The organism is Deltaproteobacteria bacterium (assembly GCA_016709225.1).
Lineage (GTDB): Bacteria > Myxococcota_A > Polyangia > Nannocystales > Nannocystaceae > Xiheibacterium > Xiheibacterium phototrophicum.
The window spans coordinates 1,814,836-1,837,217 of record JADJEE010000012.1 but is presented as its reverse complement, the minus strand read 5'-3'; the positions used below and the strand labels follow the sequence as shown (position 1 = coordinate 1,837,217).

The 22,382-nt window shown below is 70.1% G+C and carries 20 protein-coding genes; 13 read left to right on the top strand and 7 right to left on the bottom strand.

Going from position 1 to position 22,382, the window contains the following annotated elements:
* Nucleotides 1-58: 58 nt before the first annotated feature.
* The 5 genes from IPH07_32620 (at nt 59) to IPH07_32600 (ending at nt 7,207) form a co-directional block, all read left to right on the top strand.
* A complete protein-coding gene (locus tag IPH07_32620) occupies nt 59-3,340 on the top strand; it encodes an isoleucine--tRNA ligase (protein MBK6922182.1) in 3,282 nt (1,093 codons plus the stop codon).
* Between the two features lie 207 nt (nt 3,341-3,547).
* Nucleotides 3,548-3,982 carry a hypothetical protein gene (locus IPH07_32615; protein ID MBK6922181.1) on the top strand — a complete coding sequence of 145 codons (435 nt, stop codon included), beginning with the start codon at nt 3,548-3,550 and terminating at the stop codon, nt 3,980-3,982.
* Between the two features lie 248 nt (nt 3,983-4,230).
* Nucleotides 4,231-4,737 carry a hypothetical protein gene (locus IPH07_32610; GenBank protein MBK6922180.1) on the top strand — a complete coding sequence of 169 codons (507 nt, stop codon included), beginning with the start codon at nt 4,231-4,233 and terminating at the stop codon, nt 4,735-4,737.
* A 409-nt stretch (nt 4,738-5,146) separates the two neighbouring features.
* Nucleotides 5,147-6,667, top strand: coding sequence for a right-handed parallel beta-helix repeat-containing protein (locus IPH07_32605; GenBank protein ID MBK6922179.1), 1,521 nt, complete (start codon nt 5,147-5,149; stop codon nt 6,665-6,667).
* A gap of 108 nt (nt 6,668-6,775) precedes the next feature.
* A complete protein-coding gene (locus tag IPH07_32600; GenBank protein ID MBK6922178.1) occupies nt 6,776-7,207 on the top strand; it encodes a hypothetical protein in 432 nt (143 codons plus the stop codon).
* Nucleotides 7,208-7,248: 41 nt separating this feature from the next.
* Here the strand turns inward: IPH07_32600 and IPH07_32595 are convergent, their stop codons facing one another.
* Nucleotides 7,249-8,316: a response regulator gene (locus IPH07_32595; GenBank protein MBK6922177.1), complete on the bottom strand. Its 1,068-nt coding sequence runs from the start codon at nt 8,314-8,316 to the stop codon at nt 7,249-7,251.
* On the opposite strand from IPH07_32595, the gene IPH07_32590 reads away from it, so the two are divergent.
* The 5 genes from IPH07_32590 to IPH07_32570 all read left to right on the top strand — a co-directional run bounded on the left by IPH07_32590 (nt 8,198) and on the right by IPH07_32570 (nt 12,670).
* Complete coding sequence (locus IPH07_32590; protein ID MBK6922176.1) at nt 8,198-8,800, top strand: hypothetical protein; 603 nt, start codon at nt 8,198-8,200, stop codon at nt 8,798-8,800. The genes IPH07_32595 and IPH07_32590 overlap by 119 nt on opposite strands.
* Before the next feature lie 726 nt (nt 8,801-9,526).
* Nucleotides 9,527-10,015 carry a hypothetical protein gene (locus IPH07_32585; GenBank protein ID MBK6922175.1) on the top strand — a complete coding sequence of 163 codons (489 nt, stop codon included), beginning with the start codon at nt 9,527-9,529 and terminating at the stop codon, nt 10,013-10,015.
* 102 nt (nt 10,016-10,117) lie between these two features.
* The gene (locus IPH07_32580) at nt 10,118-10,975 is read left to right on the top strand and encodes a hypothetical protein (GenBank protein MBK6922174.1); all 858 of its coding nucleotides are present in this window, start codon (nt 10,118-10,120) and stop codon (nt 10,973-10,975) included.
* On the top strand, nt 10,972-12,474 hold the full coding sequence (locus IPH07_32575; GenBank protein ID MBK6922173.1) for a hypothetical protein: 1,503 nt from the start codon (nt 10,972-10,974) through the stop codon (nt 12,472-12,474). Before IPH07_32580 ends, IPH07_32575 begins: the two co-directional genes overlap by 4 nt.
* 4 nt (nt 12,475-12,478) lie before the next feature.
* Nucleotides 12,479-12,670, top strand: a complete 192-nt coding sequence (locus IPH07_32570; protein MBK6922172.1) for a hypothetical protein — start codon at nt 12,479-12,481, stop codon at nt 12,668-12,670.
* A 20-nt stretch (nt 12,671-12,690) separates the two neighbouring features.
* Here IPH07_32570 and IPH07_32565 read toward each other — a convergent pair whose 3' ends face one another.
* Nucleotides 12,691-13,260, bottom strand: a complete 570-nt coding sequence (locus tag IPH07_32565) for a hypothetical protein (protein MBK6922171.1) — start codon at nt 13,258-13,260, stop codon at nt 12,691-12,693.
* A 137-nt stretch (nt 13,261-13,397) separates the two neighbouring features.
* On the opposite strand from IPH07_32565, the gene IPH07_32560 reads away from it, so the two are divergent.
* Entirely contained in the window at nt 13,398-14,192 is a 795-nt protein-coding gene (locus tag IPH07_32560) for an alpha/beta hydrolase (GenBank protein MBK6922170.1), read from the top strand.
* Nucleotides 14,193-14,255: 63 nt separating this feature from the next.
* Here IPH07_32560 and IPH07_32555 read toward each other — a convergent pair whose 3' ends face one another.
* The 4 genes from IPH07_32555 to IPH07_32540 form a co-directional block, all read right to left on the bottom strand.
* Nucleotides 14,256-15,128 (bottom strand): hypothetical protein, encoded by an 873-nt coding sequence (locus IPH07_32555; GenBank protein MBK6922169.1) that lies wholly within the window; start codon nt 15,126-15,128, stop codon nt 14,256-14,258.
* A complete protein-coding gene (locus IPH07_32550; GenBank protein ID MBK6922168.1) occupies nt 15,125-16,936 on the bottom strand; it encodes a protein kinase in 1,812 nt (603 codons plus the stop codon). Before IPH07_32550 ends, IPH07_32555 begins: the two co-directional genes overlap by 4 nt.
* Nucleotides 16,933-18,270 (bottom strand): hypothetical protein, encoded by a 1,338-nt coding sequence (locus tag IPH07_32545; protein ID MBK6922167.1) that lies wholly within the window; start codon nt 18,268-18,270, stop codon nt 16,933-16,935. The genes IPH07_32550 and IPH07_32545 overlap by 4 nt, the downstream gene beginning before the upstream one ends.
* A 165-nt stretch (nt 18,271-18,435) precedes the next feature.
* A complete protein-coding gene (locus IPH07_32540; protein MBK6922166.1) occupies nt 18,436-20,163 on the bottom strand; it encodes a hypothetical protein in 1,728 nt (575 codons plus the stop codon).
* Between the two features lie 323 nt (nt 20,164-20,486).
* Here IPH07_32540 and IPH07_32535 point away from each other — a divergent pair, with 323 nt between their 5' ends.
* On the top strand, nt 20,487-20,909 hold the full coding sequence (locus tag IPH07_32535; GenBank protein ID MBK6922165.1) for a Rieske 2Fe-2S domain-containing protein: 423 nt from the start codon (nt 20,487-20,489) through the stop codon (nt 20,907-20,909).
* A gap of 66 nt (nt 20,910-20,975) precedes the next feature.
* Here IPH07_32535 and IPH07_32530 read toward each other — a convergent pair whose 3' ends face one another.
* Nucleotides 20,976-21,353: a cupin domain-containing protein gene (locus tag IPH07_32530; protein ID MBK6922164.1), complete on the bottom strand. Its 378-nt coding sequence runs from the start codon at nt 21,351-21,353 to the stop codon at nt 20,976-20,978.
* A gap of 147 nt (nt 21,354-21,500) precedes the next feature.
* Here IPH07_32530 and IPH07_32525 point away from each other — a divergent pair, with 147 nt between their 5' ends.
* Entirely contained in the window at nt 21,501-22,274 is a 774-nt protein-coding gene (locus IPH07_32525; protein MBK6922163.1) for an AraC family transcriptional regulator, read from the top strand.
* The last annotated feature ends 108 nt before the right edge of the window (nt 22,275-22,382 follow it).

Sequence of the window (22,382 nt, the reverse complement as noted above, 5' to 3'; positions counted from 1 at the left end):
CTCGCCAAGGCTTGCACCCGTCGCACCTGTCGCACAGGGCGACCAGGTTCTCGACGCCATGCCACCGTCCGATCGTGAAGCGCCCGGGTTTGCGCCGGTCCCACCACAACTCGATCTTCCGCGACTCGAGGAGGGCATTCTGGCGGGTTGGGAGCGTAACGACGTCGAGGGCCAGAGCTTACGCAAGGGCGCGGATGCGGCGGCGGGTCGCAGTGCGGCGCCGGCGTTCGTGTTCTTCGACGGCCCGCCGTTCGCGACCGGGCTGCCCCACTACGGCCACATCCTGCCCGGCACGATCAAGGACATCGTGCCGCGCTACCAGTCGATGCGCGGCTTCGCGGTCGAGCGCCGCTTCGGTTGGGACTGCCACGGTCTGCCGATCGAGAGCCTCACCGAAGACGAACTCGGCGTGCACGGCAAGGCCGAGATCGAGGCCCACGGCATCGAGAACTTCAACCGCGCGTGTCGTGCCGGCGTGCTGCGCTACACCGCGCAGTGGCGCAAGACCATGCGTCGCCTCGGTCGTTGGGTCGACTTCGACAACGACTACAAGACCATGGACCCCGCGTTCATGCAGAGCGTGTGGTGGGTGTTCCGCCGCCTGTGGGACCAGGGCCTCGTCTACGAGGGCCATCGCGTGCAGCCGGTCTCGCCGGCACTGGGCACGCCGCTGTCGAACTTCGAGGTGGCGCAGGGGCCACAGGAGCGCGATCCGGTCACGCGCAAGGAGGGCCACAAGCGCCGCCAGGATCCCTCGGTGACGATCCGCTTCGCGCTCGAGGACGAAGACGCGTCGCTGTGGGCGTGGACCACCACGCCGTGGACGCTGCCGAGCAACCTCGCGCTCGCGGTGCATCCCGAGCTCGACTACGTGAAGGTCCGCGTGAAGGACACCGGCGAGGTCGCGTACCTCGAGCCCAGCCGCCTGGCGGCGTACCAGGCCGCGGGCAAGCTCGGCGAGACCGAGCTGCTCGCGACCATGAAGGGTACTGCGCTCGCGGGTCGCCCGTACACGCCGCTGTTCCCCTACTTCGCCGCGCTGCGCGAGAAGGACGGCAAGCGCCTGGCGTTCCGCGTGGTCACGGCCGACTACGTCTCGACCGATGCCGGCACTGGCATCGTCCACCAGGCGCCGGCGTTCGGCGAAGACGACTACGAGGTCGGTCGCCGCGAGGGTCTGCCGCTGGTCAACCCCGTGAGCCTGCAGGGCATCTTCGACGCGCGCGTGACCGACTTCGCCGGGCAGCACGTCAAGGACGCCGACAAGGGCATCATGGCGATGCTGAAGGCCAACGGGCGCATGGTCGATCAGGACGTCATCGTCCACCCGTATCCGCACTGCTACCGCACCGAGCAGCCGCTGCTCTACATGGCGCTCTCGACGTGGTTCGTGAAGGTCGAGACCATGCGTGACCGCCTGGTCGCGCACAACGACGAGATCCACTGGGTGCCCGAGCACGTCGGCTCGGGGCGCTTCGGCAACTGGCTGGGCGGCGCGCGCGACTGGAACGTCGCCCGCAGCCGCTACTGGGGCACACCGATCCCGATCTGGCGCTGCGACCTCGACCCCGACGACACCCTCTGCGTGGGCTCGATCGCCGAGCTCGCCGAGCTGAGCGGCCGCGCCGTGGAGGACATCACCGACCTGCACCGCGAGAGTGTCGACGGCATCACCTTCCCGTCGAAGAAGACCCCGGGCGGCACCATGCGCCGGGTCGCCGACGTGTTCGATTGCTGGTTCGAGTCGGGCAGCATGCCCTACGCGCAGAACGGCTACCCCTTCGACGCGAGCAAGAAGGACTACGTCGAGCGCAACCTCCCGGCCGACTTCATCGCCGAGGGCCTCGATCAGACCCGAGGTTGGTTCTACACGCTGCACGTGCTGGCCAACGCGTTGTTCGATCGGCCCGCGTTCAAGCACGTCATCGTCAACGGCCTCGTGCTCGCCGAAGACGGCAAGAAGATGTCGAAGCGGCTCAAGAACTACCCCGATCCCACGGTGGTGATCGACGAATACGGTGCCGACGCGCTGCGGGCGTATCTGGTGTCGTCGGCGGCGGTGCGCGCCGAGCCGATGCGATTCTCCGAGAAGGGCGTGCGCGACACCGTGCGCACGGTGATCCTGCCGCTGTACAACGCGTACAACTTCCTGGTCACGTATGCCCGCGCCGATGGCTGGGCACCGACGGCGGCGGATCTCGAGCGTGCGCCCGAGGCCAAGCTCGATCGGTGGATCACCAGCCGGCTGGCCGCGTTCGTCGGCGACCTGCAGCGCGAGTTCGATGCCTACGCGCTCTCGAATGCCGTGCCCGCGCTGGCGCGCATCTGCGACGATCTCAACAATTGGTACATCCGCCGCGGTCGTCGCCGGTATTGGCGCGGCCGCGAGGCTGGCGATCGCGACAAGCAGTTCGCGTATGCGACGCTCTTCCGCGCGCTCGTGACGATCACCAAGGCGATTGCGCCGGTGATCCCCTTCATGACCGAATGGTTGTACCAGCGCCTGCTGGTCGACACCGGCATCGAGCCTGCGGGCGCCAGCGTGCACCTCTCGTCGTGGCCCGAGCTGCCCTCGTCGCTGCGCGACGAGGCGCTCGAGGCCGAGGTCGCGGCCGTGCGCGCAGCGGTGGGTCTGGGCTTGGCGGTGCGCGAGCGCGAGAAGCTGCCGGTGCGTCGTCCACTCGCGACCGTCACGATCGCCAGCACCGACGCGGCCGTACGCGCGGCGGTCGAATCGATGCAGGACGATGTGCTCGGCGAGCTCAACGTCAAGCGCCTCGAGGTTGCCGAGGACGACAGCGCGCTGTGCCGCGTGGGCGTGAAGGCCAACTTCAAGGTCCTCGGCAAGCGCCTGGGCGCCCGCATGAAGGACGTCGGGGCTGCGATCGCGGCGCTGGACGGTGGCGCGATCGCAGCGCTGCAGCGCGACGGATCGATCGAGGTCGGCGGCGAGCGAATTGCGATCGACGAGGTGATCGTGAGCCGCGAGGTCTTGGGCGGGCGCGCGGCCGAGGTCGGCGAGGGCATGACCGTGGTGCTGGACACCGAGCTCACGCCCGAGCTGCGCCGCGAGGGGCTGGCGCGCGAGCTGGTGAATCGCGTGCAGAACCTGCGAAAGGACGCGGGGCTCGATGTGAGCGATCGCGTGGTGCTGGCGATTGCGACCAGCGGCGAGCTCGCGGTGGTTCTCGCGGATGCGGGGCTGCGGGAGTTGATCGCAGGCGAGGTGCTGGCGACGGCGATCGATCTCGTGGGCGACGGGGAGCTCGCGGGCGAGCAAGTGGCGCGGGACGAGATTGATGGGATCGCCGTCGCGCTGCGGGTTGCGGTTTCGCGGTAGCGCAATGGGTACCGGGCGCGCGCGGGCGGGGTCGCGTGGGTAGCGGGGGATTTGCGTTTCGTGACCGTGCCTGCTCCACTTGTCGTGGCACGCTCGGCACGCCCTCGAGCGTCCGCCGAAGGCCGCGGGCGGCGGTCACGGGGATGCGGCGTTCCGCGCATTGCCTCGCAGCTCGAGCGCCCCCGCGTGGGTCGGAGTGAAGTGACGATGCAGGCGCGCGAGATTGCCCAGCGGTTGTTCGAGAGTATCCGTGCGGCCCACGGCGGGCTCGAGATGCGGATCGAGGCCGATGGCGGCATCTCCGAGCTCGAAGTGACGATCAAGGCGCAACCCGGCCTCGAGTTCGACGTGACGCTCGCTCTCCACAACGTGGACGAGCTGCACCTCGGCGCCGGCGAACTCTGGGTGTCGTGGTTTCCCTGTACCATCGAGGACGTGGTGCGTCAGTACCGAGAGGCAGTCGATGGACTCCTCAGTGGCCGATATCGGATTCTCGAGTACCGACGCTGGGGACATGTCGTCAAAGCGTACCTCCAGCGTCCGAGCGGGAGCGACTGGCAGAACGTGCACCGGTATTACCGCAGCTGGCCGTTCTCGTGGTTCTGCACCGATGTTCGCGCGCTGCAGAATCTGCCCCGCTGAGCGGAGCTGGCGACTGGCGCGTGGTCGAGCCCGTTGCAGCGGGCGCGCTACCGGAGCTCGGCACGCCTGGCGAACACGGAGTCGACGCCAGCGAGCCCGCACCGACGCCGGCGCCCCGCGACGGACACAAACCTGCTCGAGATCCTGATCCCCAAGGTCGCCGGGTTTCCGCCGCTCGCCCCGGGGGTTGCCGATCCGGTTCGGGATGACGAGGCCGACGCAGGGATGACGGAGGTACGCTGTCGGCGATGACCGACCCGTCCGGACTCGCCGTCGGCTCCTGCACGAGGTGCGCCCAGGCGCTGACCGTGCGTCAGGCTGGCGTGGCGGACCGGAGACTCGAGTGCCCGCGCTGCGGCGCCGAGTACCTCGTCGCACTCGCGACGCAGCCGGGTCTCGCCGGGGCCGGCGACGAGCCGGCGTTCGAGGTGTCCTGCCAACCGATGACGCGCCCCGCCGTCGTCGAGGCGTCGGAGCGAGATGCGCTCGTCCTGCGCCTCGTCTACGCGCACCTGCCGTGGTTTGCCCTTCTCGGGCTCTTGCTCGCGACGGTTCTCGGCCTGGCGGCCGTCGTGCAGATGTCGACGCAGGGGCCGTCGTTCGCACGTGTCATCGTTGCATGCATCGCGGTGCTCGCGGCGCGCCGTCTCGTGCGCCACTTCATGGTCGATCGGCGCTTGTCGGACGGCAACGCAGCGAGGCGCGGTCAGGGCGGTGTTATGGCCCGTCACTATCGCTGTGTCGAGGTACTCTAGGGCCGAGCAACCCACCCCAGCGTCGCCGCGAGCATGAGGGTCCGCGTTGGCGCGTGATCGCACCCTGCGAGCGACGTGCGACAAGCGGCGGCCGGGCGTGTCGAGCAGGATCGTGATGCTTCGCCGCCCGATCGTCCTCACGTGCCTCTGTGTTGCCTGCGCCACCCATGCCCCTGGCGGCGGCGATCCGGCGGACTCGAGCGAGTCGGACCCTTCCGGCCCTTCGTCGACGGCGAGCACCGGCCCCGACGCCTCGTCCGCCGGGACCTCCGGCGCCGACGCGAGCACGGGCGGTTCGACGGGTGCAGGCGCCACCGGCATGGACTCGACGGGCGGCGACCCGCCGGCGCCCGACTGCGGTGACATGCCCTGTCCAGCTTGTATGGAAGGCGCAGTCGCTGGGCCGTGCATGTGCGGCGACGAAGTCGTCAGCCTTGGGTTGTGCTGCAGCGAGATCGCATTTGACGAGGCCTACGTGTCGATCACCGCTGGTTGCCCGGCCGGCCCGTGGTCCTACGTCGACGGCAGTAACCCGAGCGCGTCGGATGACAACCCGGGCACCGCCGAGGCCCCGTGGGCGACGATCCAACACGCGACCGCGGTCGCAGTGCCCGGTGACGTCATCATCATCGAGTCGGCGATTTACACGGTGGTCCCGGTCGACTCGCGGCTCGAGCCCGCGCTCAATCCCGCCATGAGCGGCACGGCCGACGCGCCGATCGTGTTCAAGGGCCGCGGCGCACCCGTGGTGACCACGCGCCCCTCGGTGTCCGACACGCTCACCGCCGCAGCCAGCAACTCGATCGTACTCGCGCCCGGCTCCTCCAGCGACGATGGCGCCTACGAGGGGTGGTTCATTCGCTTGAGCTCTGGCCCGGCGACCGACGAGTACCGACGTATCGCCGCCTACGACGGCGCGTCACGTACGGCGAGCTTCTCGCAACCGCTGCCGCAGGTACCCAACGCCGGCGATGGCTACGACCTCACCGTCCCCGGCCCCATCCTCGGAACCAATGGCCGCGATCACATCGTGTGGGACGGAATGCACGTGGTCGAGCGCGACAGCTATCACCCCGACACTGGGCCGGTCGTGCTGTGGGAGTCGAACGACGGCGCGTTCATCGGCAACGAGATCGAGGGCCAGACCACGCTGCTACAGGACAACCACAACGGTCTACGGATCAACAGCTCGAATCGCCTGCTCGTGCGCAACAACGACATCCACGGGATCCAGCCCGTCGACCTCGGCGAGAACAACCCGCAGAACCACGCGGCGATCATGATTTACCTGAGCTCCGATGTGGTGTTCGAGCACAACGAGCTGCACGACAGCTTCACCGGCTTCTTTCCCAAGGGCGAGTCGGGGCCCCACGTGTTCCGGTTCAACGAGCTGCACGACCTGGCGAAGGGCGTACGTTTGTCGTACCACCACCAGGTCGACGTGACCCAGAACCTGTTCTACGACTGTGACCTCTCGCTGCAGCCGGCGGAGGAGATCGTCGACATCCGCGTGTACAACAACGTGTTCTATGAGTCTCGCGCAGGCATCGGCAACTGGTTCGATGTCAGCGGCATCGGCGTGTTCAACAACCTCTTCCTCGCCGTCCAGCGACCCTTCGACTTCGACGCCGCGATCGGGGACATCTCGTCGGACCACAACGTGTTCGCCGAATTCGACGCATTCGCGGCGCAGGGCGTCGACGTCGGCGGGCTCGCGGGCTGGCAAGCGCTGGGCTACGACGCCGCATCCCTCGCCGGCGATCCTGGGGTCGTCGATGCCGCGGCCCACGACTTTCACCCGGTGCAGGGATCGATCCTGCTCGACGCCGGGATCGACCTCGCCGATCACGACGGCGACGGAAACACCCGCGAGGCGATTCCCGTGGGAATCTACATCGACGGCGACGAGCGGGTCGGCCGCGTGCGGTGAGCTGGAAGGCGCTCGAGGGGGGTGACGGCGGCCGAACAGCGGCGCCTCAGTCGTTGACGCCGACGGCGCGGCCGCGGCGAGGTGACGCGGCGAGTAACTCTCGCAGACGTGCGAACGTCGGCCGGACGCTTGGCACACGCTGAATCCCGGACCGCCGCCGAGACGACCCTGCGTCGCTGGCTGTTCCTCGACGCCGGTGCTGCCGCCGCGGCGGCGGTTCTCATGAGCATCGCCGGCCCGTACCTCGCTCAGCCCTTCGGTGTATCCGCGCGACTGCTGCTTGCGCTTGCCGTCGTCAACGCACTCTACGGCTGCGGCTCGGGCTTGCTCGCCCGCTCGCCGGTACCGTCGCTCCCGCGAGTCCGCCTGCTGATCGCGGCCAACTTCGCGTGGACTGGTGTGTGCGTCGTCATGGCCGCGCGCGTGTGGGCCGATGCGAGCTGGCTCGGCGTCGCGTACCTGCTGGGAGAGGGCATGTTCGTCGGGGCGCTGGCAACGTTCGAGGCGCGTGCGCTGGCGGGAGCGCAGCGCAGCGGTTGACGCGGGGCACGTGCGTCGGTCGGGCTCCCCCTACCGAACCATCACCCCGGCGAGGCCGAGCTCGCGCGCCGACCGTCGAGCACCGCGCGGACCTTGCGGAGCAGCGCCTCGGGTGTGATCGGCTTGGGCAGGAACTCGATGCCGGCATCGAGCACACCGTGGTGCACGATGGTGTTCTCGGTGTAGCCGGAGATGTAGAGCACGGCCATGTCGGGCCGCAGGGGCGCGAGGCGCTCGGCGAGCTGGCGGCCGCTCATGCGCGGCATCACGACGTCGGTGAGCAGGAGATGGATGGCGGCGGTGAATTGCTCGCACAGCAGAAACGCTTCGCCGGCGTTCTGGACGTCGAGGACGTTGTAGCCATGCTTGCGCAGCACGGTGCGCACCACCTCGCGGACCTGGGGCTCGTCTTCGACCACGAGGATCGTCTCGGTGCCGCGGGCCGAGGCCGGCGACGTCTGGATGTGCGTCGCGTCGGTCGGTGCGCGATCGGTGCGCGGCAGGTAGAGCTTGAAGGTGGTGCCGCGGCCGGGCTCGCTGTACACCCAAATGTGCCCGCCGCTCTGCTGCACGATGCCATACACCATCGCCAGGCCGAGGCCGGTGCCCTTGCCCTTGTCCTTGGTGGTGAAGAACGGCTCGAAGATGCGGGCCTGGGTGTCGCGATCCATCCCGACGCCCGTGTCGGTCACCGCCAGCATGGCGTAGGCGCCGGGCGTGACGCCGGCGTGATCCGTCGCGTACTCCGGTGTGAGCGTGGTGTTGGTGATCTCGAACGTCAGGTTGCCACCGGTGGGCATCGCGTCGCGAGCATTCACGACCAGGTTGAGGATGACCTGCTCGAGCTGGCCGAGGTCGGCGTGGACCGGGCTCGGCTCGGGTGACAGCAGCAGCGAGAGCTTGACGTCGGCGCCGAGCAAACGCGTGAGCATCGCCTGTACGCCGACCACGACCTCGTTGAGATCGAGCACCACCGGCTGCAGGATCTGCTTGCGGCTGAATGCCAGCAGCTGGCGTGTCAGGCCGCTCGCGCGCAGTCCCGCCTTCCTGATTTTCCTCGACGTCGGCCCGCAAGGGGTCCTCGGGCTGGAGCTCGTAGGCGACGAGATCGGTGTAGCCGAGGATCACCGACAGGATGTTGTTGAAGTCGTGGGCCACGCCGCCGGCGAGCCGACCAATGGCCTCCAGCTTCTGCGCCTGCAGCAGCTGGGCCTCGAGCTTCTCGTGGTGCGCCTGGCTCTCGCGCAGCGAGGCCTCGGTGCGCCTGCGCTCGTCGACCTCGAGCGCGAGCGAGGCATTGGCCTCGACCAGCGCCGCGCGCTCGCGTTCGAGTGCGGCGGCTGCCGCCACCGATCGCTGCAACGCCGACTCGAGTGCATGGAGCACGGCACCCAAGGCCAGCACCAGGGCCACGTTCACGAACGCGAAGTTGGCGGTCATCACCGACCACGCCGCGTAGTCGACCGACCAGCGCGTCACCACCATCTCGGGCGCGGCGATCCCCGCGAAGCCGATGGCGAGCATGGTCACGGCATTCACTGCGACCGTCACCAGGCCCCAGCGCAGCTCGAGCAGGAGCGTCGTGAGCAATGAGAATCCGAAGAGGTAGATCTGGCTGATCGACCCGACGCCGACCATGAGGCCAGCACCGACGACGTAGAAGACGACCGAGGCGCCGCCCGCCCGCCATGTCAGGGACATGCGACGGCTGCGGACGAGCGCGACGATCGCCGCGAGCGCGATCGTGTCGAGCACGATCACCCCGACCATCCCGCTGCCGATCGCGAAGTAGACGCTCGGCAGATACACGAGCGCACCGAGCACCGCGGTGACGCGGAGCATCACCTGCAGCAGATCGGCGCGCCAGCGATCCGGGTCGAGTCGCAGCCACGCGGTGCGGTTGAGCCGTTCGTCGTCGTCCATGCGCAGCGGGGCCGTGCGTACGGGCGTCGCTCGGGCGTCACCCTTCGTCGTACGCCGGGTGCGATCCCCATCGGCGAGGATACGCGATCCTCGGGCTCGGCCACCGCGAATGCAGCGGCGGTGGACTCGCGCTTCCGAGCGTGGCGGGCCGCGTCCGCGAGCGGGACGGATTCTGGCGTTGGGTTGGCACCACCGGTGTCGGCCGTTGCGTCGCTCCCGGCGGTGAGACGACCCGCCCGTGGCCGTCGAGTTCGAGTACCGTGCGGCGTGCAGCTACGCCCCTGGGTCACCGCCAGACTCGTCGTCGTCATCGTCGCAGCACCGAGCTGTACCCCGCGCGCCGCGCCCGTTCCACCACCGCCGCACGATCGAGGTGACCGTGACGGTGACCGGCAGGTGGAGGTCGAGACCGCGCCGGAGTCTGCGAACGACACCTGCGTGGCGATGCGTGCGCGCATCCATGCCGAGCTCTGTGACGACGAGCCCGGGTGCGAATCGCCGGCGCTGGCGTGCGAGCAAAGGCTCGATCTCGATGGCGACGGGCGCATGGACCGGGTCGACTTCGCGACCGCCGGTGACGAGCCCGTGCTCCGTGTGACCTTCGGTGGCGGCGAGACTCGAGTGCTCGAGGATCCGTTCGCGCAGGTCGAGCTGCCGGACCTCGGCGCGCCCTGGCCAGCCGACGCGAAAGAGACCTCGCCAGCGAGTGTGTCGTGGCTGGTCGCGTGGTCGGTGGCGAAGCGTGCGGGCGACAGTCTCGTCCGCGGGTCGAGCACGCCGGCCGGCCCAGCGCTGGGCGACGGCCTGTGGATGAGCGGCGGAGATGCGGCGGCGATGCTGATCCTGACGCCGAAGGGCTGGTGGCTCGTCGAGCTCGGCTACTGACGCGCCGACGACGGCGAGCCGAGGACTCCGAGATGCATCACCGACTGGCCGATTGGCCGCGGGAACTGGGGCGTTGCGTCGAACAGAAAATTATCGGATCGAATGCCCGCGTCGCTCCACTACCAGGGAGCGATGCCCTTACCTCACCCGCTCCGCCCCACGAGACTTCGCTCCGTCCGAGCGAAGGATGGAGCTCTCGACGCTTCGCTCGATGCACGGCGCCGCTATCTGACCGGAGTCGCCGTCGTCGCCGCAATGCTCGCGGGATGCGCGACGAAAGCCACCGACTTCCACTACTACCGGGCGCTCGTCGATGGCCAGGTGAACTACTACCGCGTCGCCGTTCACGTCCGCGGAACGCTCACGAAGGCGGAGGTGCGGCAGGGCTGGTACCCGAGCGCCGCCGTCGACGCCGCGCTCGGGGAGGTGACCAGCGCGGCGGAGACGTCTGCGCGTGATACCGAGACGAAGGTGCGTAAGCAGATCGACGAGGCGATCATCAGCACAAATGCGGCCTATCTCGTCGAGGCGGCAAAAGAGACACCAGATCCGGCGAAGCTGCGCGCGCTCCTCCTGGCGCGACAGAACGTTCGCAGGAGATTCGACGACGGCGCGACCGACGAGTTGATGGAGTACGATCCGGTGGGAGAACTCGATCGCGAGCACTCGAACTCGAAGTTCATCATCGTGCTCTCCTCGGATCCCGACGAGATCATCGACGCCATCGCTCGCTTTGCCGAGGACGACAAGACCTCGGCGACCATCGGCATGCTCGCGGATACGATCGTGAAGTTCGGCAAGCGCTCGGACGAGGAAGCCGCCACCGCGTCCGACGTCGCCGGGGAGGGCGATGCGGCGTTGGTCTCTCTCATCGATGCGGCGCTGGGCACCCTGGGCCAGAGTTCGGGCGCTGTGTTGGGGACCTTGCAGGCGCTCGGAGAGGCGGTGAGCAAGCCATGAACCGCTTGGTCTCACGAACGTTGCTGGGCCTCTTCGCTGCGAGCGCAAGTGCATGCGCATCGGCGCGGGTGGTGGTCGATATCCACGACGGGACCGGCCTGGTTGCGCCGAACCGCACGGATATCGGCGACCTCGCCGGTGTTCTCGACGAGGTGGATGCCGCGCTCACGGCAGCGGGCGGCGATGCAGAGAAGGTCGCGGCGGCGCGCATCGAGATCGCGACGCGAACCTGCCGTGTGTTGGCGGCGTTCGACGAAGCGCTCACGCGGCGACCAGAAGAGCGCTGCGGAACCGAGGGCAGTCGTCTCACCGAACGTCGCGCGGCATACGAGGGCGTCGTTGGCGTCGCGAGGAGCCAAGTCGAGACTGCCGTCGCGGAGGCGCGCAAGGCCCTCGAGGCGTATCGCGGCCTCCTGACCGCTTCGGCCGGATCACCCGACACGGAGCCTAAGACGGCAAAGACAGACGCCAGCGAAGCAAGTCTTCGGCTGTGGAACGCGCGCACGATTGCGGTGGCGAAGCTCGCCGTCGTCGCGGAGCAGATGCGACACTTGCTCGGGCCGCTGGGGAGCGATTGGGAGACCCTGGTGGAGGCCCGGCTGCAGGACGCTCCGGAACGCCAGCTCAACCCGGAGAATCTGCGCGCGCTCTACGGCGATGAGAGCAGAGCCAAGGCAGCGGCGAAGGCGGCCGCAGAGGCGGCGCAGACCGAGTACGAGGCCATGGCGAATGCTGCCGCGGCGTTCGACGCATCTGGCGAGGCGTGGGTCGAGGCCCAGGCGGGCGCGCTGCGCCGACTCGCGAAGGCCGGCGCCGGCGAACTCGGCGACGCAGTGGTGGGGGCCCACTTGGCCGTGCTCGAGCCCGGGCAGAATGGGGCGGTGACCGAGAGCGCCCGCAGAGTTGGGCGCGTGATCTCGAGGTTCTCCGCCGAGGTACTCGACCGCGAGCAGGACCCCGCGGATCCGAACCTTCGGATCATCAGCCAGAAGACAAAGCCGTGGAACTCCCCCTGGCATCGCGAGTTCGCCTACGCGAAGTTCCGTGCGACCGGGAAGTCGGGGGTAGTCATCGTCCGCGACCGCGTCGGGCGGTATCGCGTCCAGAAAGCCGAGAACGACCCCAAGGGTGTCGTCGAAGGCGGTCTGAAGATCGCCCGTGCGACGGCCGACGCTGCGATCAAGATCGCCGCGGCCGCCGGCGGCTTCCCGATGCCTGGGAGCACCGAGGACAGCGCGCCGCCGTCCCCAGCAGTGGCGGCAGACGCAGGTACGAAACCCGAGCCGAGTGCTGCGGAGGTCGATGCAATTCGCGAGATGCGCCGCGAGGCTCGTGATGCCCTCCGCGAACAGCTGCGGCTCATCACGTCCGAGCTGGCCAGGAAGAAGGCCGCCGCGCTCGGCAAGGTTCTGACCCCGCAGGAGAAGGCACGGATTCTCGGAACGCTGCAAGCCGCGAAGGCAATGTTGAGTATCACCCAGACGAAGAGCGGAGACTGAGCAAATGCGTGTCCATCTGACCAGCGACTACTCGGCGGTACTCAAGGCTGGTAGCTGTGGCGAGGTGGTCGAGAGATTGCACGACGGCACCGTGATCGTTGCGATCGACCGGACGCACGACTGCAAGCCACTCTCCCCACCCGTGCGCATCGAGGTCGCTGCCGTCGCCGCCGGCTGCGACTGCGACGAGGCGTGATACCGGCGCCCCGCTGCCGGCTACCGCTTGAACGTCAGCGTGTAGCGCAGGTCCGCGGGCATCATCTTCGAGTGGATCCGCGTCTTCATCGCGAGCCGGCCGCTCTTGCCGATGCTGAAGGTGTTGACCCGGCCACCGCGCGAGCCGCTGAGCTGTTGGACGAGCGCATCGCCCTGCATCGAGAGGCGGCAGGTGAGCGTGCTGCCATCGATGCCTGGGACCTCGGTGACGCTACCGTCGAGCTTGCAGGCGTTGGTGAGGGTGCCGAACTTCAGCACCAGCTCGGCGCCCTTGCGCTCGATCGAGACCTTCTCGAACACCGGATTGGTCTCGGTGAGCTTGTCGCGTGCGACGCCGCGGACGAGCGCGTTGAGCATGCCGACGAGGTCTTCGATCGCGTTGCGCAGGGTCGTGCGCTCGTCGTCCCCGCCAGCGAACGCGTACTGGCCGACGAAACGATCGGCGTCGGTCTCGCTCAGGCCAGCGACGGCGCCGACGGCCTCGCGATCGGCGGCGTCGGCCACGTCGCATGCGAGCAACGCACACGCGGAGATGGTCCCGACGAGCAGCGACGTGCGAGCGTTGAGCATCGTCGGTAGAGTCTATCGGAGCTGCGGTGCCGCGGCGATGGGCGCTCGGCGCCGGCGCACGGGGCTTGCCCGGCGCGCGCGGTGGGGCGCATGCAGGGGGGTGCCCACGCGCAGCGGTTCACGCGTACGCTGCGGCGATGCCCGTCACGGCCGTCCACCACGCCCATCCAGTCGTCATGCTCCACAGCGGTGGCATGTCGTCGCGGCAGTGGCGTCGGCTCGCGGACGCGCTCACACCCACGCACCACGTGGTCGCGCCCGACTTTCTCGGCTCGGGCGAGAACCCACCGTGGCCCCACGATGCGCCCTTCGAGCTGGGGATGGAGCTCGCGCCGCTCGAGGCGCGCATCGCCGAGCTCGGTCAACCCGTGCACCTCGTCGGTCACTCGTACGGTGGACTCATTGCGTTGATGCTGGCGCAGCGGCAGCCCGATCGCGTGCGCTCGCTGGCCTTGTACGACCCGGTGGCGTTCGGCGTGGTGTACCGCGCCGATGATCGCGAGGGCCTCGCCGACCTCGCCCGGGCCGAAGTCGATCCGGTGTTCACCGACGCGGTGCGCGGCGGCGGCGATGCGTGGTTCGAAGCCTTCATCGACTACTGGAATGGCCCGGGTGCGTGGCGCAACCTCGCCGAGCCCGCGCGCGCGTCGTTCCTGCGCGTCGGTCGCAAGGTGTTCTTCGAGGTGATGGCGCTGATGAACGAGCGCAGCCCGGCGAGTGCGTATGCGAAGATCGTCGCGCCGGCGTTGCTGTTCGCCGGCGGCCGTTCGCCGGTCGCGGCAAAGCGCGTGGTCGCCCTGTTGGCCGCGGCGCTGCCCCACGCGCGCACGCTCGAGGTTGCCGAGGCCGGCCACATGGGCCCGCTGACCCACGGCGAGCTCGTCAACGCGGCGATCGTGGCCCATGTGCTCGCCGCCGACGCGGCGACGTGATGCCCCACCCACAGCGGCGAGTGCTGGCCGTGGCCGGCGCGCTCTTGGAGCTTCGTGCGCCCGCTAGCGTGCGGCCCGAAGCGCCTGGCGTCGCCGCCCCGGATGCCGCGCACGGGCGAGCGCGACGATGCCCGCGGTGAGCAGGCCGACCGCGACGCCCGTGAGCACGGCACCGCTCGCGAACAGCGTGCGGTTGCGTGAGCGCTCGCTGTCGCGCCACTGCAGCAGTCCGCACTCAGGGTCGCTCGCGCAGGTCTGCTGCCATGCCGGCAGTGCGGTGGCACGTGCGAGGTCGCGATCGTTCTGGCGGCGGTTGGCGGCACCCACCGCGAGCAAGGTGACGCCGCCGGTGAGGACGGCCGCGCCGACGCCGAGCAGGGCCGCGCCCACGCGGCCGCGCCGGTGCACCAACGACGCGGTGTGTTCGTCGTCGTCGTCGCCCTCGTACGTCGGGAGATCGATCGCGTCGATACGACTTGGGCGACTGGTCGGACCGGGCGGGTGCGAGGGGGACGGCGTCGACGCTCGTGCGGGCGCTGGTGCGAGCTTGCGCAGGCCCTCGAGCTCGTCGCGCAGCACGGCGGTCGGGCGCATGGCGTCGCCCTGGGCGATGTCGGAGAGGTGGCGCTCCAACAGTGCGATCGCAGCCTCGATCGGGGCCGGGTCCGCGGGCGCTTGGACGAACAGCTTCTTGCGCACGCGGATCGACGCCGAGACCACGTCGGTGCCGCTCTCGGCGGCACGATCGGACGGCGCGAGGCGATCGTAGGCCTGCTCGTACAGCACCGCAGCGTCCGCGAGTGCGCCGGCGGCCGCGGCCGCCTCCGCGCGGTCGACCACGGTGTAGAAGCTGTCGTCGGTGGCGGTCGTTGCCGGCCGAGCCGGTGGTGAAGCGACGAGCATCGCCGCCACGATCGATGAAGCGAGGCTCTTCATGGCTGCCGACTCCGGCTCGAGGGCTCGAGCACGATGCTGTGACGGCCGACGTCGCGGCCGTCGTGAAACTTGGTTGCGCGCACGAGCGCGGCGACGCAGCCGGACTCGCCGTCCAGCGGCGTCGCGTCGCTGACATTGACGAGCGTGGTTGCGCCGTCGGCCTTCACATGGAACGTCACCGTCACGCCGGTGGTGCCGAGCTCCGACCCACACTTGCGTCGCGCGGCCTTGCGCAGCGCGGCGATCGTGCGCTCGAACGTCGCGGTGGCGGAGGTCGTGTCGTCCTGCGCGGTTCGAGCGCGCGGCCGGTTCGACGAACTCGGGGTCGCGATCTCTGCGGCGGGGCCAGCGTTCGACGTCGTCGCCGGGTCGGTCGCCGGCGGTGGTGTGGCGACTGGGATCGCGGGGGTGTCGCCAGTCGGTGGACCCGTCGTCGTCGTCGTCGCCGTCGGTTGCTCCGTGGGCACCTTCGTCCCCGCGTCCCACCGCGCAGTGGGCTCCGGCGCGGGCGCGGGTGTCGGGCTGGCGGCCGCGATGGCGTGCACGGGCGCGTCGGTGGTGGGCGCATCGTCGATCATCTGGGTGCCGACCGCGACGCCGAGACCGATCGAGACGATCGCCGCGCTGAACAGCCACGGCGCCAGCCGCCGTCGTCCGGGGATCTCGACCCGCGTCATCGCCGGTGCGGCGCCCAGCGTCGTGTGCGTGCCCGCGCGCGTGGGTGTCACCACCGCGGGTGTGGACGACGGCGCTGGCGGCTCGCGTCCGAGGAACTCGGTGGGCCCGGCCGAGGCGGGTGTCACCGGCATTGCGAGGAACTCCGTCGGCGGGATGGGCTCGCGGCTGCTCGGGGGCGTCCACGACAACATCACCGTGCCCGGATCCCCCGCCGTGGCGGCGGAGGTGCCCCGCGGTGCACCTGCGTGCGCGGTGCCACCCGTGCTGCCGATGCCCGCGATTGCGTGGGCGAGCTCCTCCATCGATGCAAACCGATCGGCGGGTTGCTTCGCGAGCGCGCGCAGGATCAACGCCTCGACCGCGGGTGGAATCGCAGGGTCGACGAAGGTCGGCCGCGGCGGCGGAGTCCGCACGTGTTGGTCGAGCACCTTGTAGCTGTTGGTGCCGTTGAACGGCAGCTTGCCGCTCAACATCTCGTAGATCACGATGCCGAGCGAGTAGACGTCGGTGCGTGCATCGACGCGTTCGCCGAGCGCCTGCTCGGGGGCCATGTACGCGACCGTGCCCATCAACTCGTGGGTGCGCGTGAGGCCCATCGTCTCGCCGCCGGTGCCTGCGAGCTTGGCGATGCCGAAGTCGAGCACCTTCACCAGCTCGGGGAGGCCCACCCGCGGCAGGACGAAGATGTTCGAGGGCTTCACGTCGCGGTGCACGATGCCGCGGGCGTGGGCGGCTCCGAGCGCGCGCGCCATCTGCAGCAACAGCCCCTGTGCTCGCGGCCATCGCAGGCCGCCTTCGCGCGAGACCAGGCGGTGGAGGTCGTCGCCCTCGAGGAACTCCATCACGAAGTAGGTCGGATCGCCGTCACCGAAGTCGAGGATCGTGACGACGTTCTCGTGGGCGATGAGGTTGGCCGCGCGCGCCTCTCGGAGGAATCGCAGACGCTGGGTCTCGTCGACCGCGAGCTGCGGCGAGAGCACCTTGATCGCGACCCGCTTCTGCAGCAGGCGATGGGTGCCCTCGTAGACCTCGCCCATGCCCCCGCGACCGAGCAGGCGCACCACGTCGTAGCGGCCGCCGAGCACACTGCCCACGAGCGCGGACGCCGATGAACTCGCGGGCGCGATCATGGTCCGTCCTTCGGCGCGACGTGGGCCTCGATCATCGCGAGGATGCCGGCGATCGCGTCGTCGTAGCTCGGGTCGCACACCGACCACAGGTTGCGCGACGCACCGTGGGGTGCGAACGACTCCGCCAGCTCGCGCAGCCGCACCGGCGGGGCGACCGGGCTCGCGTCGGGCTGCACGCAGCCCGGTCCGATGCCCAGCTCGAGCTGCACGGTCGAGTCGCTCGCGTCGTTGTAGACCAGCGGGGTGCCGTGGTCGTAGCCCGGAGGGAGCCCGCCGATGACGGCCACCAGCACGCGCGCGGCGGGGTCGATGCCCTGCTTCTCGAGCTCGAGGTCCGCGAGCCGATCGCGGTAGCGCGCGACGGGGTGCAGCACGGCTCGCTCGTCGCTCACGCCGAAGTTGCCGTCTTGGTCGCGGTTCTCGGCGTGACACTCGTCGTAGCTGCCGGGGCCCCCGCTGCACCCGACGCCGGCGTTCCAGCACACCGCCGCGGTCGGTGCCGACGCCGCTGGGTCGGACCAGAACGCGACGGCGCCCTCCTCGAGGAAGATCGACTGGAAGTCGTTCACGTACGAGCAGTCGACGCCATCGGTGACGTAGACGACCACCAGCAACGCGTCGTCGCGCACGAAGCCATGCTGCGCCTCGTCGTCCAGGGCCGCGCGCAACAGGGCCTTGTGACCCGACTCGAGCGGGGAGCCGAAGCCGCAGCCCGCGATGCCCTGGGGGGCCGCGCACGCGAAGGCCTGCGCCGCCGTCACGCCGGTGGGCAGGTTGCCGGGCTCGAGCCAGAGTCGCTGCGAGGGCACGTCGTCCTGCGCGGTGGTGGTCGGCTGCACGACGAGTTCGTCGAGCGGACAGAGATCGGTGCACGCGCTCGCGGTCGCATCCGTGGGCGGACTGCCGTTGAACACGAAGTCGCCCGTGTGGGCGCGGCAGCTGCTCAGCTGCAGGCGTCCGGCCTCGGGTGAGGTCGAGCCGCACGTCGGGTTGCCGTTGTCGGTGGTCGTGAAGCCGATGCGCCAGTGCAGGCCGAGCTGGTCGAGCCCTGCGAGCAGTGGCGCCCCTGCGGCGGCGAGTCGGGCCTGCGGCCCGCCCATGGCGTGGCCGTTGTCGATCACGAACAGCACATCGACCGCGTGGGTCCGCGGCGCCTCGTCGGTGTCGTCGGCTCCGCTCGAGGACTCGCCCGCGCTGGTCTCGCCCGCGCTGGTCCCCAACAGCAGCGGCGGTGCAGGGGGCGGCTGGGCGCAGCCCGTCCACCCCAGCGCGACCGCGAGGACGGCGACGACGGGAAGCGCGGTGGGTTCGGCGAGGCGATGGACGGCGAGCACGGACGGACTCCGCCCGTTCCGTGTCGCGGGTATTGATTTCGATCCCCGATTTCGTGGGCGGCGTCGGGCCCGAAGCGGCCGCGGCCGGACGCAGCGTTCATCGGGCGTGCGACTTTGGTCGCGACGTGCTCGCGCTCATCGAGGCATTGGGCCTCGACTCGCGCGTCACGGTCGCCCGCGCACGCCGAGCCCGTCGATCTCGATCCCGTCCGCGAGCGTGACGGCCGCCCCCGGTGTCGCGAGATCCACGTAGTGGGCGAACCGGGCCGACCCGTCCGCACTCCGTCGCTCATACGCGATCGCGCGGCCGTCGGCGGTGACGGAGACGCGGTAGACCCACTCCCCCGCGGCCATCGGCGCGTTGAACTTCACGGGCACGCCGGGCTCGCTGCCCCGCAGATCGACCGCAAACCCCTCGTAGTCGCCGCCTCCAGGGCCGCGGGTGGCGGCGACGAGCGTGCTGCCGTCGTCGGAGATCTCGTACTCGAGCACGTCGTCGACCGGCCCGAGTACCGTCTGAGGCTCGCCGGGGCTATCGCCGGTCACGTCGACGCGCACCATCGTCGGCGCGCCATCGCTCTGCGTCAGGTAGTAGTGCCATCCATCTGCGGTGAACGAACGGCTGGTATCCGCGAGGGTGTCGACCAAGGGGCCGAGATCGATCGGGGCCGAAGGCGTGCCGTCGTCGAGCCGCACGAGCAGGCGTCGACTCGGTTCGCCATCGACCCGCAGCGCCATCCAGCGGGCATCGTGCGACCATGCGGTGACACCATAGACCTGCTGGTCCGGGGCCAGCTCGATCGGCGCCTGCGGTACGCCGTCGACCAGGGCACTCCACCACACCGAGATCGTATCGCTCGGCTGGGCCGGGGTTCGCACGGAGTAGGCAACCCCGCTGTCGTCGGGGGCGAGCTGGATCAGGCCCACGCGCGTCTCCTCGGAGGGGAGCTGCAGCTCGATGGGCACGGCCGGCAGCGCCGCGAGCTCGACGACGTACCCACGCGCTCGATCCGTGGCGGCATCGCGTGCGACGTAGGTGAGCAGGCTGCCGTCGTGGGCCGCAGCCATGAATTCGATCTCTTCGCCGACCGCCGCATCCACGACCGAGGCGAAGGCGCCGGGGACATCGACGCTCGCGGGCACGAGCGCGAGCCCTTCGACGTTCGTGGCGGGGTCGTGCGTCACCAGTACCAGCTGGTCGTCGCCGGCGAGGTAGGCCACGTCGGTCGCGAAGGACTCGCCAGGCAACGCGGTGTCTGCACGCCACGGGGTCGCTGGGGTCGCGCCGTCGAGCGCGAGCGTGAAGATGCTCGCGGTGTCCGCGGGAAACGGAACCGCGAGCACGGCGACGGCCGATTCATCGCTCGCGAACGCGTGCGTGCGGAGCGAGTCGAGCTCGCCGTCGTCGCCGAGGTCGTGGGTGCTCGCGGGTGCAATCGGTACGGCGTCGCGATCCAGCAGGCGCACCTGAGCTCCCGCTGCGAGGGCTGGGCCATCGTCGATGCGCCAGCGTCGGCTCGGGGACGACGCGACCGGGTACGCGACGTCCTCGCTCACGCGCACCGGCGTACCGAGCACACCCGCCTCGACATCGACCAACCACGTGCCATCCTGCTCGGCCGTGCCGTGCAGCACGGTGTACAGCACACGCGCGTCGGTGGGCTCGGGTGGCTCGTCGCCCGTCGTGCCGGTGGTGTCCGACGACGATCCCTCCGACGAGGTCTCGGAGCCGCTCACGTCGGCCTCGTCGGAGCTCGTACTCGGTGTCGGGCTCGTCGAGGACGAGCCGTCGCTGCTGCTCGAGTCGCCGCCGCCGCCCGACGCGTCGTCACCACCACAAGCCACCCCACCAGACACCACCACCACCACACTCAGCCATCGAATCCACGCCATGACTCCCATGGTCGGCGGACCGGCGGTCCATGACGAGGGGCGCGGTCGATGGCCGCCGAACGCGGGATCGTGGCCGCCCCGTTGCCGACGGCCGATTGCCCTCGCCGCACGGCATCGCAATGCGAGGTTGCATCGCGGGCCGGTCGGCACGGTGGCCGCGCGCCGATGGCTCAATCTGACCCACATCGATCGTGGTACGTCGCGGGATCGAGCTGCCCGCAGTTCGTTACAACCACCGCGACGATGACGACGGTCGCTCCCGCACGCGCAGGCTCTTCGCCCGCCCTCGCGTGCGTTCGCGACGGTGCTAGGGTTCGACGACGATGGCATCAGATCCTACGTTGACGCGTCGTCGCTTCTCCATCGCCGCCGGTGCAGCCGGGGCCTCCGCGTGTGTCGGCTGCACGGCCAACGACGGCAACCTCGACGTCCTCTCGCAGGACCTCGAGGTCAAGCTCTCGGACCACCCGCAGCTCGCCAACGTCGACAGCTCGGTGATGATCGATGCCGGGCTCACGCACCCCATCGCGGTCACACGCCTCGACGCCGAGACGTTCGAGGTCACCGGCACCGAGTGCAGCCACGAGCACTGTGGCGTGCAGCGCAACGGTGACGGCTGGGCCTGCCCCTGCCACGGCGCCCGCTTCGCGCTCGACGGTGCGCGTCGCAGCGGGCCGGCGCCGGTGGGCCTGACGTCCTACGACTGGATGCTCGACGGCGACGTGCTCACGGTCCTCGCGCCGTGACACCGTCGCCACGAGGCAAGCCATCGCCGGGGGTGCTCTGCACGCGCCGGAGCGGGATCGCGGCGGTCAGCCGAACTGCGGCGTGTACGGTTGGCCGGGTGTGCCACCGATCGCGAGCACGGTCATGCCCTCGGGCCCTGCGTGCAGGGTCCGGCGCACCTGCGGGGGCACGCGCACGAAGGTGCCGGTGGGAAGCGGCGTGCGTGCGTCACCGACGACCAGCACCGCGCTGCCTGCGACGATGAAGTAGACCTCTTCTTGGCCGTCGCCGTGGTGGTCGTGTTCCGGCCACGCGGTCACGCCGGGGGCGACCACGCCGATGTTCATGCCCCACGCCGTCACGCCCAGGGCCTTGGCGGCGAAGCGGAACTGGATGCCGGGGATGGCGTGCTCGCCCTCGTAGGCCGGGATCGCGTCGATGTGCTTGATGGTGATGTCGTTCATGGGGCACTCCTCGATGGGTCGAAACGAAGCTCGCGCGAGGGCGCCCGAGGGGGCCGCGCGTGGCGAGCCACGTGCGAGAGCATGGCCACGCCGCGCCCCCATCGTCTTGAACAAACGCGATTGCCGACGCGGCCGGCCCGCGTCGTCGTGTCGGACCCCCGCAGCGGGCGACGCATCGACGTCGCACGCCGCGCGCCGTGCCCCGCGCTCGCCGGCTGGGTCGCGCTGCTGTGGACCACGCGGTGGGACTTGCAGGGCCAGGCGCCGCACGTCGCCGAGATGATCACGGACCCGACCGTGAACCTGGTGATCGAGCGCGGTGCCTCGCGGCTGGTCGGGCTGCAGCGGCGTCGCTTCGTGCGACGGCTCGACGGGCGGGGCTGCATGTTCGGGACCCGCCTGCGCGTCGGCGCCATCGCGGCGCTGGTGCCCGGCGATGCGCGACAGTGGACCGACCGGGTCGTTGCGCTGCGCGACGTGCTGTCGATCGATGTCGACGCGCTCGAGCTCGAGCTCGAGCATGCGGCCGATGACGACGCGGCCTTCGACGCCCTCGAGCAGGCGTGGTCGGGTCTCGCGCCCACGCCGACCGACGAGGCGCGCATGGTCGAGTCGATCGTGCAGCGCATCGCAGCCGATGGCGCGATCGTGCGGGTGCAGCAGCTCGAGGCGACGTGGGACCTCGAAGCCCGCGTGCTCCAGCGGCTCTTCGCCCGCCACGTCGGCGCGACGCCCAAGTGGGTGATCCGCCGCGCGCGGCTGCAGGAGGCCGCCGCGCGCCTGGCCAGCGCCGACCCACCACCGCTCGCCGAGCTCGCGGCCGTGCTCGCCTATGCCGACCAGGCCCACTTCGCGCGCGACTTCAAGGCGACCATCGGCGTCACGCCGCGCGCCTACGTGCAGCGTCATCGCGGCGGCTGAGCGGGCCGCGCGCGCGGTCGCCAGCGGCCCTGCTACGCTCACGGCGTGCCGAATCGCCATCCGCTCGTCCTGGCGTTCGCACTCGTCATCGGCTGCCGCGCGGCCACG